Raw genomic sequence first — 12,348 nt, forward strand, 5'->3', positions numbered from 1 at the left:
CTCATGACCGCATGGACCAGACGACGGCTGCTCACCACGGCGGCCACGGCCCTCCCGGCGGCGGGCCTCGCCACCACGGCGGCCCCCCTCGCGCGGGCGGCGGCCACGACCCGCCCCGGAGACGTCGACATCACCGACGCCTTACGGGCACTGCCCGGACTGCGCCTGGTCGAGGAGCGGCACGACGCCGAACCGGGATACCGGCACTTCGTCCTGGGTCTGCGCCAGCCGGTCGACCACACGAACCCGGCCGCCGGCACCTTCGAGCAGCGCCTCACCCTGCTGCACACCGCCGCCGACCGCCCCACCGTGCTGTTCAGCACGGGCTACCACGCGGTCCTCACCCCACGCCGGACCGAACCGGCGGTCCTGCTCGACGCCAACCAGCTCCAGGTCGAGCACCGCTACTTCGGCACCTCACGCCCGGCGGACCCCGGCTACACCCACCTCACCGTCCGGCAGGCCGCCGACGACCACCACCGCGTCGTCCGGCTCTTCCGCCGCCTCTACCCCGGCGCGTGGATCTCCACGGGCGGCAGCAAGGGCGGCATGACGAGCGTCTACCACCGCCGCTTCCACCCCTACGACGTGAACGGCACGCTGGTCTACTCGGCCCCCAACAACGTCGACGACCACGACGACTCCGCGTACCTCCGCTTCCTGGAGACGGTCGGCACCCCCGCCGCCCGGGAGGCCCTCAAGGCGGCCCAGCGGGCCATCCTGCTGCGCCGGACCGAGCTGGTCGCCCGCTACGAGGCCTGGGCGGCCGCCACCGGCGACACCTTCCGGCTCGTCGGCAGCGCCGACAAGGCACTCGAGATCGCCGTCCTGCGCGTGCCGTTCATGTTCTGGCAGCGCGGCACACCGGCCGACATCGCCGCGATTCCCGGCCCCGGGGCGACGGCCGACGAGCTGTACACCTGGCTGGACGACACGACGGGCCTCGCTCTGTACGCGGACACGACGGCCCGGAACTACATCCCGTACTGGTACCAGATCGGCACTCAGCTGGGGTACGGCAGCCTCCCCACCGCCCACCTCTCCGACCTGCTCCGCCATCCGGGCGCCGCCGAGCCGCGCAGTTTCGTCCCCCGGGACGTCCCCCTGGACTTCGACCGGGCCGCCATGCCCGACATCGACCGCTGGGTCCGGCGGCGCGGCAGCCGGCTGCTGTTCGTCAACGGCACCCAGGACCCCGCGGTCGCCGAGCACTTCCATCCCGGGGGGCCGGACTCACGGCTGCTGTGGGTGCCGGGCGGCAATCACGGCGCCGACCTCGCGGACCTGTCCCCCGCCGACCGGGCGTCGGCGGAGGACATGCTGGCCCGCTGGGCGAGTTGAGCGCGGGCGTACCCGACAGAAGCTCAGGAGGGCGGCCAGGCGTCTCCCCAGTCGGCGTCCCGGGCGGCCTTGTACAGGTCGCCGTGGCGTTTGGTGACGGTGGCGCGACGGAGGGACGGTTCGCTCTCACACAGGTCGAGGAGGACCTGGCCCTTGCGGATCTGGGGGCGGCGGACGACCCGGGAGGGAGCAGGGTCGACGGGGAAGCGGGCGGCGGCTACGTACGCGAACTTCTCGTCCTCGTAGGCGAGGGAGCCGCCCTTGACCTGGCGGTGCAGGGAGGAGCGGCTGACCCGGGCGGAGAAGTGGCACCAGTCCGTGCCGGGGGCGATGGGGCAGGCGGCGCTGTGCGGGCACGGGGCGGCGATCCGGAAACCGGCGGTGATCAGCCGGTCCCGGGCCTCGATGAGGCGGGCGTAGCCGTCGGGGGTGCCGGGTTCGACGATCACGACGGCCCGGGCGGCGGCCGCGGCGGCGTCGACGAGGGCGGTGCGGTCCGCGGCGGTCAGCTCGTTCAGGACGTAGGAGACGGTGACGAGGTCCGTGCTCTCCAGGGTCAGCGCCGCCCCGATCCGGGAGCGCTGCCAGCGGACGTCCCGCAGCTCCGGGTTGGCCGCGGCGATCTCGCGTCCCAGGGCGAGCGCGGGTTCCGCCCAGTCGAGCACGGTGACGGGCCGCTGCCCGCCCCAGACCGCGCTCACGGCCCAGGCGGCGGCACCGGTGCCGCCGCCGAGGTCGGTGTGCCCGCCGGGCACCCACTCGGGCGCGGCCTCGGCGAACGCCTCCAGCGCGGAGCGCACGGCCTCGAAGGTCGCGGGCATCCGGTAGGCGGCGTAGGCGGCGACATCGGCCCGGTCCCGGAGGATGGGGGCGTCGGTCGGGGTGGCCCCCCGGTAGCTGGCGATCAGCCGCTCGACCGCCTGCGAGGCCTGCCGGGGCGGCAGCCCGTCGAGCAGACCGGCAAGGGCGGCACGGAGGTTCTCGGCCGGGGGTGCGGGGACGTTCACCCGGCGATTCTACGAGGCGGGCGAGGGGTGCCGGGTGGCGCGCGTTCCCGTCACTCACCGGGGACGCTGCTCACGCGCCCGGCCGGCGCCCCTCCCCCGGCGCAAAGATCACCGCACCGCCCGCGCCACCCGTGACGCCGCTGCCGCTCGCGGGGCGTTGTCCGGGCGGCGGCGGCGCGGGTGGACCGCGTTGGTGAGCAGGATGAGGAACGTGTCCGTGGCCGGGTCCAGGACGAGGGACGTGCCCGTGAAGCCGGTGTGGCCCGCCGCGCCGCGGCCCGCCAGGTCACCCATGAACCACGGCTGGTCGAGGGAGAAGCCCAGGCCCGGCGGGGTGAAGAGGAGCTCGACGAAGTCGGGGCCGAGGATGCGGGCCGGGCCGTACGAGCCGCCGGCGAGGAGGGCGCGGCAGAACACCGCGAGGTCCCGGCCGGTGGAGAACAGGCCCGCGTGGCCGGCCACGCCCCCGAGCGCCCACGCGTTCTCGTCGTGGACCTCGCCCCGCAGCATGCCCCGGTCCGCCTTGGCCCAGGGCCGCCGCTGGTCCTCCGTCGCCGCGGCCCCCGGGCACGGCCCGAAGTCCGTCGCCGTCATGCCCAGGGGCCGGGTGATGCCGTCGCGGACGAGGACGTCGAGCGTGCGGCCGGTGATGCGCTCCAGGACGTACTGCAGGAGCAGCGTGTTCAGGTCGGAGTAGCAGTACGTGCCGGGCACTCCGACCGGCGGCTCCGCCCGGAGCGCGGCCAGCCGCTGCGCGTCGTCGGCACAGTCGTACAGCGGGAGTTCGGGCCGCAGCCCGGAGGTGTGCGTGAGCAGCTGCCGTACGGTGATGCCGTGCCGGGCGGCGGCCGTGAAGTCGGGCAGATACGCCCCGACCCTCGCGTCGATGCCGAGCGTGCCCCGCTCGATCTGCTGCACGGCGGCCACGGACGTGAACAGTTTGGTGAGGGACGCCAGGTCGAAGGGCGTGCCGACGGTCATCGTGACCCGCTGCTCCGGGGGCAGCTCCACTCCGGCGTCGGTGTCGGGATCGTAGGCCGCGTAGCGCACAGCCCAGCCCGCCGCCTCCTCGACCGCGATCACCGGGCCGCGTCCGACGACGAGGACCGCGCCCGGTGCCCAGGGGCGCTGCCCGGTGGTGAGGACGTGGACCTCCCGGACGAGGTGACGCAGTTCCCCCGGATCGAGTCCGGCCCGCTCCGGCGTGCCGCTCCGCAGTCTGGGTGCGCTCAGCTGACTGCCCCCTCAACGTTCGCGCGGCTGCTCTCCTGCTTCCAGGGTCGGCACATTCCCATGAAGCAGGCCAGTGCCACCAGTGCGGCGGCCAGTTGGACGACGGCCATCGGGAGGGCGGTGTCCTCCCCGGCGACGCCGACGAGCGGGGAGGCGACCGCGCCGATGAGGAAGGAGGACGTGCCGAGCAGGGCCGACGCGGAGCCCGCCGCGTGCTTGGTCCGCATCAGGGCGAGGGCCTGGGTGTTGGGCAGGGTGATGCCCATCGCGGACATCAGCACGAACAGTGCGGCGGCGACGGGCACCAGGCCGACCTCGCCGAAGACGCCGAGGGACATCAGCAGCAGCGCGGTCGCGGCGCCGATGACGATCGTGAGGCCGATGCCCAGCACCCGGTCGAGGCTGACCCGGCCGACCAGGATCTTGCCGTTGATCTGGCCGACGACGACCAGTCCGACCGAGTTGACGCCGAACAGCAGGCTGAACGTCTGCGGGGAGGCGCCGTAGATCTCCTGGATGACGAACGGGGACGCCGAGATGTAGGCGAAGAGGGCGGCGAAGGCGAAGCCGCCGGTGAGCATGTAGCCGGCGAAGGCGCGGTCGGCGAGCAGGCCGCGCATCGCGCGCAGGGCCTCGCCGACGCCGCCGCCGTGCCGCTCGGCGGGCTCCAGCGTCTCGGGCAGCCTCGTCCAGACCAGGATGCCGATCAGGACGCCGATGACGGTGAGGACGACGAACACGCCCCGCCAGTCCGTCACGCGCAGGACCTGCCCGCCGATGAGCGGCGCCACGATCGGGGCGACGCCCGAGATCAGCATGAGGGTGGAGAAGAAGCGGGCCATGGCCATGCCGTCGTAGAGGTCACGGACGACGGCCCGGGCGATGACGATGGCGGCGGCGCCCGCGAGACCCTGGGCCAGCCGGAAGGCCACCAGCGTTTCCACGGTGGGCGCGAGCGCGCACAGGACGGTGGCGACGACGAAGACGGCGAGCCCCGCGAGCAGCGGGCGGCGGCGGCCCCAGCGGTCGCTCATCGGCCCGACCACCAGCTGCCCGAGCGCCATGCCCGCCAGGCAGGCGGTGAGCGTGAGCTGGACGGTCGCGGCGGGCGCGTGCAGGGAACGGGTGACCTCCGGCAGGGACGGGAGGTACATGTCCATCGCCAGTGGGGGCACGGCGGTCAGGCTTCCCAGGAGGAAGGTGACCAGGAGCCCGGTGCGGCGGTGCGGTGTGCGGTCGGGCCGCTCCGTCCCGGCTGCGGCCTCCTGCGCGGTGTTCGATATGGACGCCCCACCCTCGGGCATGAGTCCCTCCCTCTCCGAGTCGATCGCCACCTATGCTCTCAGCTCGTACGGACTGCTCGGGGTCACAAGGTGAAGGCGGGGCGGAATGACGGCGGACACGGTGCGGTGGGGAATCCTGGCGACCGGGGGTATCGCGGGCGCGTTCACCGCGGACCTGATCGACCTGCCGGACGCTGAGGTCGCGGCGGTCGCGTCCCGGTCCGAGGAGTCGGCGAAGGCGTTCGCGGAGCGGTTCGGAATACCCCGGGCCTACGGCGACTGGAACGCGCTCGCCCAGGACGAGGACATCGATGTCGTCTACGTCGCCACACCGCACACCGCCCACCGGACCGCCGCCGGCATGTGTCTCGCGGCCGGGCGGAACGTCCTGTGCGAGAAGCCCTTCACGCTGAACGTGCGCGAGGCCGGGGAACTCGTCGCGCTGGCGCGGGAGCACGGGCGCTTCCTGATGGAGGCGATGTGGATGTACTGCAACCCGCTGGTACGGCGGCTGAAGGCACTGGTCGACGACGGGGCGATCGGCGAGGTGCGCAGCGTTCAGGCGGACTTCGGGCTGGCCGGGCCCTTCCCGCCCTCGCACCGGCTGCGCAACCCGGAGCTGGGCGGCGGCGCGCTGCTCGATCTCGGCGTGTACCCGGTGTCGTTCGCGCAGCTGCTGCTCGGGGAGCCGTCGGACGTCGTGGCGCGGGCCGTGCTCTCGCAGGAGGGTGTCGACCTCCAGACGGCGGCGGTGCTCTCCTTCGACAGCGGCGCCCTCGGTTCGGTGCACTGCTCCATCGTGGGCGGTACGGCGACCTCGGCCTCGGTCACCGGTTCCAGGGGCCGGATCGACATCCCGCACGGCTTCTTCTTCCCGGACCGGTTCGTCCTGCACCGGGACGGCCGCGATGCCGAGGAGTTCACGGCCGACCCGGCGGACGGGCCCCGCAACAGCATGCGCCACGAGGCGCTGGAGGTGATGCGGGCCGTGCGCGCGGGTGAGACCGAGTCCCCGCTGGTCCCGCTCGACGGCACGCTCGCCGTGATGCGCACGCTGGACGCGATCCGGGAGCGCGTCGGCGTCCGCTACCCCGACGAGACGGGCGAGCCGGAACTCACGCTCGCCTGACCCCCTCGTCCCGCTGGAGCCACGGGCGTGCTCCCGTACGCTGCGGGCCCATGAATGCCAAGGACAATGCGATCGCGGTGGTGACCGGGGCGGGTTCCGGTATCGGCCGGGCGGTCGCCGTGGAACTGCTGCGCACGGGCTGGTCGGTGGCGCTGGCGGGCCGACGCGAGCAGACGCTGGAGGAGACGGCGGCGCTGGCGCTCGGGAGGGCGACAGCGGGCACGGCAGAGGGCGACGCCTCGGGCTCGGCCGCGGGCGCGTCTCTCACTGTGCGGACGGACGTCTCACGCCCCGAGGACGTGAGCGCCCTGTTCGCCGCCACGGTGGAGCGCTTCGGCCGGGTCGACCTGCTGTTCAACAACGCGGGCACCTTCGGTCCCGGTGGCGTGCCGGTCGAGGAACTGCCCTACGAGGCCTGGCGGCACGTGGTGGACACCAACCTCAACGGGGCGTTCCTGTGCGCGCAGGCGGCGTACCGGCAGATGAAGCAGCAGGCCCCGCAGGGCGGCCGGATCATCAACAACGGCTCGATCTCCGCGCACACACCCCGCCCGATGTCGGTGGCCTACACGGCGACGAAGCACGCGCTGACCGGCCTGACGAAGTCCCTCTCCCTGGACGGACGGCCGTACGGGATCGCGGTGGGGCAGATCGACATCGGCAACGCGGCCACCGACATGACGTCCCGTATGCGGACGGGAGCGCTGCAGGCGAACGGCGAAGTGGCCCCGGAACCGGTCATGGACGTCGCGGACGTGGCCCGCACGGTGCGGCACATGGCCGAACTGCCGCTGGAGGCGAACGTGCAGTTCGCGACGGTGCTGGCGACGGCGATGCCGTACGTAGGCCGCGGCTGAGCGCGCGACGAAGCCCGGCAGAAGTCGTCAACTCGTCAACCTGCACAAACGGAATAGGAACCTCCGCCCCATTGCGGCCGGTAGGGAGCATATGCTCAACTCTCCTACACGAAAGCTTCACAGTTGGAGTGGAACGCTTCCGTTGGCCAATTCCAGGGGGGAGGCGGCAGTCGTTCCACGGCACCGGGTGGGGGTGGACTCCGCGAGGGACCGCGGAGTACGCACCGGTGCGCGTGGAACGACTGCCGCTCAGTTCCGGGACCCGGCGCCGTCCTGCCGGTGACCGTCACTCCCGATGCCGTCCCCTCGCCCGCCCGGGCGCCATGCGCCGGCGCAGTGCCCAGGCGCCGCCCGCCAGCAGCGCCACCGCCGTCCCGGCGCCTTCCACGAGCCGCCCCGTCGAGGGCCCGTCCGCGACCCCGGCAGTGGCGGCGGGACCGCTCCTCGGTGAGGTCTCCGCCCCCTGCCCCGCGCTCACCGGCTCGACCAGCACACCCACCGGCCGTGCCGAAGCACCGTGCGAGAAGCCCCAGTCGAGCAGTGCGGCGGCCTCCTCGTAGACGGCGTCGGCACGGTCGGCGGGGTGCATCACGGTGACGAGCAGGGTGCGCCCGGCCCGCGTGGCCGCACCGGTGAAGGTGTTGCCGGCGTCGCTGGTGTAGCCGTTCTTGACGCCGATCAGCGCCGGGTACGCCCGCAGGCCCCACGTTCCGCTCAGCAGCCGGTCGGTGTTCTGGATCTGGAACGTCTTCCCGCCCCCGGCCGGGAAGTCCGCCGTCCGCGTCCGGCAATAAGCGCGGAAGCCGGGGTCGCGCAGCCCCTGCCGCGCGAACAGCGTCAGGTCGTACGCCGAGGACAGCTGCCCGGGGTGGTCGAAGCCGTCCGGGCTGACCACGTGCGTGTCCAAGGCCCGCAGTTCCCGCGCCTTGGCCCGCATGTCGGCGACGGTCTTCGCCACACCGCCGTTCAAGTGGGCGAGCACGTGCACGGCGTCGTTCCCCGAACGCAGGAAGACGCCCTGCCAGAGCTGGTCGACGGTGTACGTGGTCCCGGCCCGGATACCGACGAGGCTGGAGCCCGCCGGGATGCCGGCCAGATCGGCGGCGGTGACGGTGTGCCGGCCGCCGCGCGGGAACCGGTCGAGCACCGTGTCGGCGAACAGCATCTTCAGCGTGGACGCGGGCGGCAGCCGCCGGTGCGCACGGCAGGCGGCCAGCACCTCACCGCTGTTCTGATCCGCCACGAGCCAGGAACGGGCGGTGAGCCGCCGGGGCAGCCCGGTCGTGCTGCCGACCTGCACGGTGTCGCGGCCCAAACGGTCACCGCCGAGCACGGAAGGGGCGGCGGAAGCGGGTGCGGCGGCGACCGGGACGGTCGCGGCGAGGGCGAGCAGGGAACGTCGGGACAGCCGGACTGAGTCACGCATTCGGCGACGTTACGAAGCGGAATCCCGCGCGCGTGCACGGAACGTTCAAAGACTGGCCCAAGGTCCGTCAATGATCACCCCCCGCACGAGAGGACCGAGGCGACGGTGATCAGCGCCCGAGCAGCCGGTCGACCTCGGCCAGCTGTGCGTCGGTCAGAGCCCCCTTCTCCAGCGCCCCCGCGTTCTCCTCCGCCTGGGCGACCGACCGGAAGCCGGGGATGGGCACCGTGTGCGAGCTGCGCGCCCACAGCCACGCCAGGGCGCCCTGGGCGGGCGTACGGCCCTCGCTGGTGAGGACGTCCCGGAGGGCGTCGACGCGGGCGAGCCACTCCGGTTCGGCGCCGGACCCGTCACCGAACCCGCGCAGCCAGGCCGGGGGCCTGCTGCGGATGTCCCCGGCCTCCAACGGCTGCCGGTCCCGGCGCTTCCCGGTGAGCAGCCCCATGGCGAGCGGACTGCGGTTGATACTCGCGAGGCCCGTCTCCTCGCACAGCGTGAGCATCGCGGGCGCGTCGTCCAGGACGTTGAGAGCGTGCTGGACGGCGGCACAGTGCGGCCCCTCGGCGAACACGGCGGCGCGTGCGGGGTCGTCGGTGCTCCACGCGTAGGCCCGTATCAGCCCCTCGCGGACCAGTTCCTCGCACGCCTCCCGGAGCAGGGCGGCCTGTTCGGGATCGGCGTCGGAGAGGTGGAACTGGTAGAGGTCGACGTAGTCGGTGTCGAGCCGGCGCAGAGAGGCGGTCAGGGCGCGACGCTGATACACCGGAGAGTCGTCGCTGCCGGTCAGGGTACGGGTCTCTTCGTCGAACACGTTGCCCCATTTGGTGGCGACGACGACGTCGGCCCTGCGCTTGCCGAGGGCTCGCCCCAGCACGCGTTCGCTGTGCCCGACGCCGTAGGTGTCGGCGGTGTCGAAGAAGGTGACGCCCAGGTCGAGGGCGCGCCGCACCGCCCGCACCGACTCCTCGTCGTCGACCTTTCCCCAGCCGAGCGGCTGCCCGTCCGCGGCTTGCCATTCCCCGCCGATCGCCCAGCACCCGAAGCCGAGTGCGCTCACCTCGACGCCGCTGCGCCCCAGCGGCCGTGTGGTCTCCATGCGGGAGACGCTAGGAGTTGGAGCGCACGCGAGGACAAGCCCCTGCGGGTAAAGGAACTCAGCCCGCAAACGGAATCCGAGGCCGTAAACGGAATCTCAGGCCTGCCCGGTCTCGAAGCGCGTGATCCTGCCGTCGTCGTCCACCTGGAAACTCCACCGGGTACGCATCTCACCCCAGGTGTCGTTGCTGTAGCGGGCGAGGAGGGAGCGGCCGCCGTTGGACTCGTTGTCGACCTCCATGTGGCCGTGGGAGGAGAAGATCTCCCGGTCCACCCAGTCGTCGAGGTCGCGGTCGGAACCGTCGTCGGTCATGGTCGCGCCCGGCGCGAGGAGCTCCATGAAGCTCTCGCGGTCGTGGTTGTTCACGGCGGTCACGAAGGCCCGGACGGCCGGATCGCTGAGACGCGTGGTCTGAATCGTCATGCGAGCAGCCTCGTACCGGCCACGGTCCCACGCCACCGGTGCCACCCGAACGGCGTCCCGGACGGGTCCGCGGGGTGTCGTGGGGCGTGAGGGGTGCGACGGTGGAAACGCGAAGAGGGGCGTTCCTCTGTTCCTGCTGCCGCTGCCTGCTGCCTGCTACTTGCTACCTGCCACGGGAGACGACGTGAGGCGTGACGACCGACGTGATCTGGGTCTGCTGCTGCTCCGGCTGGGGGCGGGCGGTGTGCTGGCGGCGCACGGCACGCAGAAGCTGTTCGGCTGGTTCGGCGGCCACGGCATCGAGGGCACGGGCCAGTTCATGGAGTCCGTCGGTTACGCCCCCGGCAAGGCGAGCGCGACGGCGGCGGGCCTCGCGGAGACGGGCGGCGGCACGCTGCTGGCCCTGGGCCTGGCGACCCCGGCCGCGGGGGCGGCGGCGGCCGGCGCGATGGCGGGCGCGGCGGCGGTGCACACCCCGAACGGCTTCTTCAACCAGGGCGGCGGCTACGAGTACGCGGCGACGCTCGGCCTCACGGCAGCGGGCCTGGCCATCACCGGCCCGGGCCGCTTCTCCCTGGACCACCTCTTCGGCCACGCGGTGAACCGCGGCTGGATGATCCCAGCGGCCTTCGCGGCGACGGCGGCGGGCACGGCGGTGGTGGTGGGGGCCAGGACGAGGCGGCTGCGGAAGGCGAAGGAGGGCGAGCAGGAGGCGTTGTTCGAGGAGGAGTACATGGAGTAGGGGGCGGAGAGGCCGGGACCCGGCGCTGTCAGTGCCACATGGCAGGCTGCGCCCCCATGAACGAACAGCCCCCCGCCCCTGAACTCTGGTCCAACATCGACGCCTTGTACGAGTGGCTCGACGCCAACCGCCCGGTAGAGGGCCGCGAGGGCCTCCTCCTGCGCATCCTGAAACTCTCCGAGGAGGTCGGCGAGGTCTCGCAGGCGGTGATCGGGGCGACGGGGCAGAACCCGCGCAAGGGGGTCACGCACACCTGGGAGGACGTGGAGGCGGAGTTGTGTGATGTCGTCATCACGGCGCTCGTGGCGTTGCGGACCCTGACGCCGGAGGCGCGGGAGGTCTTGGCACGGCACCTGGAGCGGGTGACACGACGGTCCACGGCGCACTCGGCACAGGCGGACGTTCCTCGTCAGTCGCTCTGATCACCGGGCAACGCGCAAGAGCCCACCCTTTCCTGGCCCGGCCGGGTGCCGTCGACGGGATCCCGGTCCTGCCTTCACAGCGCGTCCACCCCGCTCACCTTCCACTCGTCACCCGTACGGTCCATCGTCATCCGCACCCGGTTCTGGTCCACGCGGGACCCCGACACCTGAGTGCTCTCGGTGACCTGGTTGACGAAGAGCAGGACGACGACCTTGTCGGGGGAGGCCGAGACGACGGAGGCGGCCGGGGCGCCGCCGGAGCCGGGGGCGGCGACCCTCGCCTTCACGACGCCGTGGTACTTCTCGGCCGTCGGGGCGACCACGGTCTTCGTGGTCTTGCCGTACTCGTCGCGGAAGTCGCCGGTCAGGTGGGCGCGGGCCCGTGAGAAGTCCTTCTCCAGGTGGCGGTAGTCGTACGACAGGACGATCGGTGCCGCTGTGCGCGCGGCCGTGAGCGCCTCGGTCCGGGCGGTCTCCGTCAGGCGGCCGTCGCGGTACTGCCGTCCCAGCGCGGCCAGCGCGACCAGGCCGGCGACGAGCAGGACGGCCAGGAGCAAGGTGAGCAGCTTCCGTCGGCCGCCGGAGCCGGGCTCGCTGCGCTCCTGCGGCCCTTCCTCCCCGAACGACTCCGGCGACGGCTCCGGCGGGTCGTCCCAGCCGTGCTTCGGGGCCTCGATGAGGACGGTGCGTCCGGCGAGTGGCCGCTCGGCCCGGCGCGGGGACTCCTCGTGGGCGGCCGTCACCGCGCCCCCTTCGCGGTGGCCGCGCTCCGCGCGCTTCGCCGCCGCGCGGGCGGCGGCCGTCATGGTGCGGCGGGTGCCGGGACCGGGGGCGCGGCCGGTGGTCGTCTTCGGCATGGTGGTACTCCTCGTCGGTGCTTGTCGGTCGGCGAATCGGCCCGTGGATCAGCCGACGAACTCGACGTCGGACGTCAGCCAGCGGCCGTCCTTGTGTACGAGGTCGAGCTGGAGCCGGTAGGTGCGCGCCTCTCCCCCGGGCACGGCGGTGTTGGTCACCTTGCTGTCGGCGACCACCAGCACACGGGCCGAGTTCTCGTCGGAGCGGACGATGCCCGCCTCCAGGACCTGGCCTTGGGACACGGACTTGTTCTGGGCCACCAGCTTCGTCAACTGCTCCGTCTGGGCGGTGAACTGCTTCTTGAAGTCGCCCGTCGCGCCCGCCAGGACATTCGCGCTGTCGCGGTCGTAGTGCCGGTAGTCGAGGGAGGTGAAGTTCAGTGCCGACTGGCGGGCCGCGGCCAGGATGCCCTGGCGTCGTCGGTCCGCCTCGTTCGTTTCGTAGATTCCGAAGGCCAGCCAGAGCGCCAGTGCCGTGGTGACGACGGTCGCCGCGACGAGTCCCGCCGTCATCACTCGGGGTCGTACCTGC

At 72.8% G+C, this 12,348-nt stretch carries 13 protein-coding genes; 5 read left to right on the forward strand and 8 right to left on the reverse strand.

All coding sequences use genetic code 11. The annotated features are described in order from the left end of the window. The first annotated feature begins 3 nt into the window (after positions 1 to 3). Complete coding sequence (locus ACFY5B_RS11780; protein WP_389967930.1) at positions 4 to 1,341, forward strand: S28 family serine protease; 1,338 nt, start codon at positions 4 to 6, stop codon at positions 1,339 to 1,341. Between the two features lie 23 nt (positions 1,342 to 1,364). Here the strand turns inward: ACFY5B_RS11780 and ACFY5B_RS11785 are convergent, their stop codons facing one another. The 3 genes from ACFY5B_RS11785 to ACFY5B_RS11795 form a co-directional block, all read right to left on the reverse strand. Further along, positions 1,365 to 2,348, reverse strand: a complete 984-nt coding sequence (locus ACFY5B_RS11785) for a small ribosomal subunit Rsm22 family protein (protein ID WP_389967932.1) — start codon at positions 2,346 to 2,348, stop codon at positions 1,365 to 1,367. Positions 2,349 to 2,456: 108 nt separating this feature from the next. Beyond that, positions 2,457 to 3,566: a serine hydrolase domain-containing protein gene (locus ACFY5B_RS11790; RefSeq protein WP_389968489.1), complete on the reverse strand. Its 1,110-nt coding sequence runs from the start codon at positions 3,564 to 3,566 to the stop codon at positions 2,457 to 2,459. A gap of 11 nt (positions 3,567 to 3,577) precedes the next feature. Continuing rightward, positions 3,578 to 4,885, reverse strand: a complete 1,308-nt coding sequence (locus ACFY5B_RS11795; RefSeq protein WP_389967934.1) for a multidrug effflux MFS transporter — start codon at positions 4,883 to 4,885, stop codon at positions 3,578 to 3,580. A gap of 85 nt (positions 4,886 to 4,970) precedes the next feature. Here ACFY5B_RS11795 and ACFY5B_RS11800 point away from each other — a divergent pair, with 85 nt between their 5' ends. Further along, on the forward strand, positions 4,971 to 5,993 hold the full coding sequence (locus ACFY5B_RS11800; protein ID WP_389967936.1) for a Gfo/Idh/MocA family protein: 1,023 nt from the start codon (positions 4,971 to 4,973) through the stop codon (positions 5,991 to 5,993). Positions 5,994 to 6,043: 50 nt separating this feature from the next. Beyond that, positions 6,044 to 6,850: an SDR family oxidoreductase gene (locus ACFY5B_RS11805; RefSeq protein ID WP_389967938.1), complete on the forward strand. Its 807-nt coding sequence runs from the start codon at positions 6,044 to 6,046 to the stop codon at positions 6,848 to 6,850. Between the two features lie 286 nt (positions 6,851 to 7,136). On the opposite strand, the gene ACFY5B_RS11810 is transcribed toward ACFY5B_RS11805, so the two are convergent. From ACFY5B_RS11810 to ACFY5B_RS11820, 3 genes are all read right to left on the reverse strand, one after another. After that, positions 7,137 to 8,276, reverse strand: a complete 1,140-nt coding sequence (locus ACFY5B_RS11810; protein ID WP_389967940.1) for a D-alanyl-D-alanine carboxypeptidase family protein — start codon at positions 8,274 to 8,276, stop codon at positions 7,137 to 7,139. A 109-nt stretch (positions 8,277 to 8,385) separates the two neighbouring features. Continuing rightward, positions 8,386 to 9,372, reverse strand: coding sequence for an aldo/keto reductase (locus ACFY5B_RS11815; RefSeq protein WP_389967942.1), 987 nt, complete (start codon positions 9,370 to 9,372; stop codon positions 8,386 to 8,388). Between the two features lie 96 nt (positions 9,373 to 9,468). Then, entirely contained in the window at positions 9,469 to 9,795 is a 327-nt protein-coding gene (locus ACFY5B_RS11820; protein ID WP_389967944.1) for a nuclear transport factor 2 family protein, read from the reverse strand. 184 nt (positions 9,796 to 9,979) lie between these two features. Between ACFY5B_RS11820 and ACFY5B_RS11825 the strand changes: the two genes are divergently transcribed. Next, positions 9,980 to 10,537: a DoxX family protein gene (locus tag ACFY5B_RS11825; RefSeq protein ID WP_389967946.1), complete on the forward strand. Its 558-nt coding sequence runs from the start codon at positions 9,980 to 9,982 to the stop codon at positions 10,535 to 10,537. A gap of 56 nt (positions 10,538 to 10,593) precedes the next feature. After that, the gene (locus ACFY5B_RS11830) at positions 10,594 to 10,959 is read left to right on the forward strand and encodes a MazG-like family protein (RefSeq protein ID WP_389967948.1); all 366 of its coding nucleotides are present in this window, start codon (positions 10,594 to 10,596) and stop codon (positions 10,957 to 10,959) included. A gap of 74 nt (positions 10,960 to 11,033) precedes the next feature. Here ACFY5B_RS11830 and ACFY5B_RS11835 read toward each other — a convergent pair whose 3' ends face one another. Both ACFY5B_RS11835 and ACFY5B_RS11840 read right to left on the reverse strand, forming a co-directional pair. Continuing rightward, on the reverse strand, positions 11,034 to 11,816 hold the full coding sequence (locus ACFY5B_RS11835) for a hypothetical protein (RefSeq protein ID WP_389967950.1): 783 nt from the start codon (positions 11,814 to 11,816) through the stop codon (positions 11,034 to 11,036). Between the two features lie 48 nt (positions 11,817 to 11,864). Beyond that, on the reverse strand, positions 11,865 to 12,329 hold the full coding sequence (locus ACFY5B_RS11840; protein WP_389967952.1) for a hypothetical protein: 465 nt from the start codon (positions 12,327 to 12,329) through the stop codon (positions 11,865 to 11,867). Positions 12,330 to 12,348 lie beyond the last annotated feature (19 nt).

Source organism: Streptomyces sp. NPDC013187, assembly GCF_042899705.1.
Lineage (GTDB): Bacteria > Actinomycetota > Actinomycetes > Streptomycetales > Streptomycetaceae > Streptomyces > Streptomyces hawaiiensis_A.

Excerpts from the sequence above, each read along its gene's own strand:
- ACFY5B_RS11780 (WP_389967930.1), top strand. The coding sequence starts at position 4 with ATGACCGCATGGACCAGACGACGGCTGCTCACCACGGCGGCCACGGCC.
- ACFY5B_RS11795 (WP_389967934.1), bottom strand. The coding sequence starts at position 4,885 with ATGCCCGAGGGTGGGGCGTCCATATCGAACACCGCGCAGGAGGCCGCA.
- ACFY5B_RS11800 (WP_389967936.1), top strand. The coding sequence starts at position 4,971 with ATGACGGCGGACACGGTGCGGTGGGGAATCCTGGCGACCGGGGGTATC.
- ACFY5B_RS11805 (WP_389967938.1), top strand. The coding sequence starts at position 6,044 with ATGAATGCCAAGGACAATGCGATCGCGGTGGTGACCGGGGCGGGTTCC.
- ACFY5B_RS11810 (WP_389967940.1), bottom strand. The coding sequence starts at position 8,276 with ATGCGTGACTCAGTCCGGCTGTCCCGACGTTCCCTGCTCGCCCTCGCC.
- ACFY5B_RS11815 (WP_389967942.1), bottom strand. The coding sequence starts at position 9,372 with ATGGAGACCACACGGCCGCTGGGGCGCAGCGGCGTCGAGGTGAGCGCA.
- ACFY5B_RS11820 (WP_389967944.1), bottom strand. The coding sequence starts at position 9,795 with ATGACGATTCAGACCACGCGTCTCAGCGATCCGGCCGTCCGGGCCTTC.
- ACFY5B_RS11830 (WP_389967948.1), top strand. The coding sequence starts at position 10,594 with ATGAACGAACAGCCCCCCGCCCCTGAACTCTGGTCCAACATCGACGCC.
- ACFY5B_RS11835 (WP_389967950.1), bottom strand. The coding sequence starts at position 11,816 with ATGCCGAAGACGACCACCGGCCGCGCCCCCGGTCCCGGCACCCGCCGC.
- ACFY5B_RS11840 (WP_389967952.1), bottom strand. The coding sequence starts at position 12,329 with ATGACGGCGGGACTCGTCGCGGCGACCGTCGTCACCACGGCACTGGCG.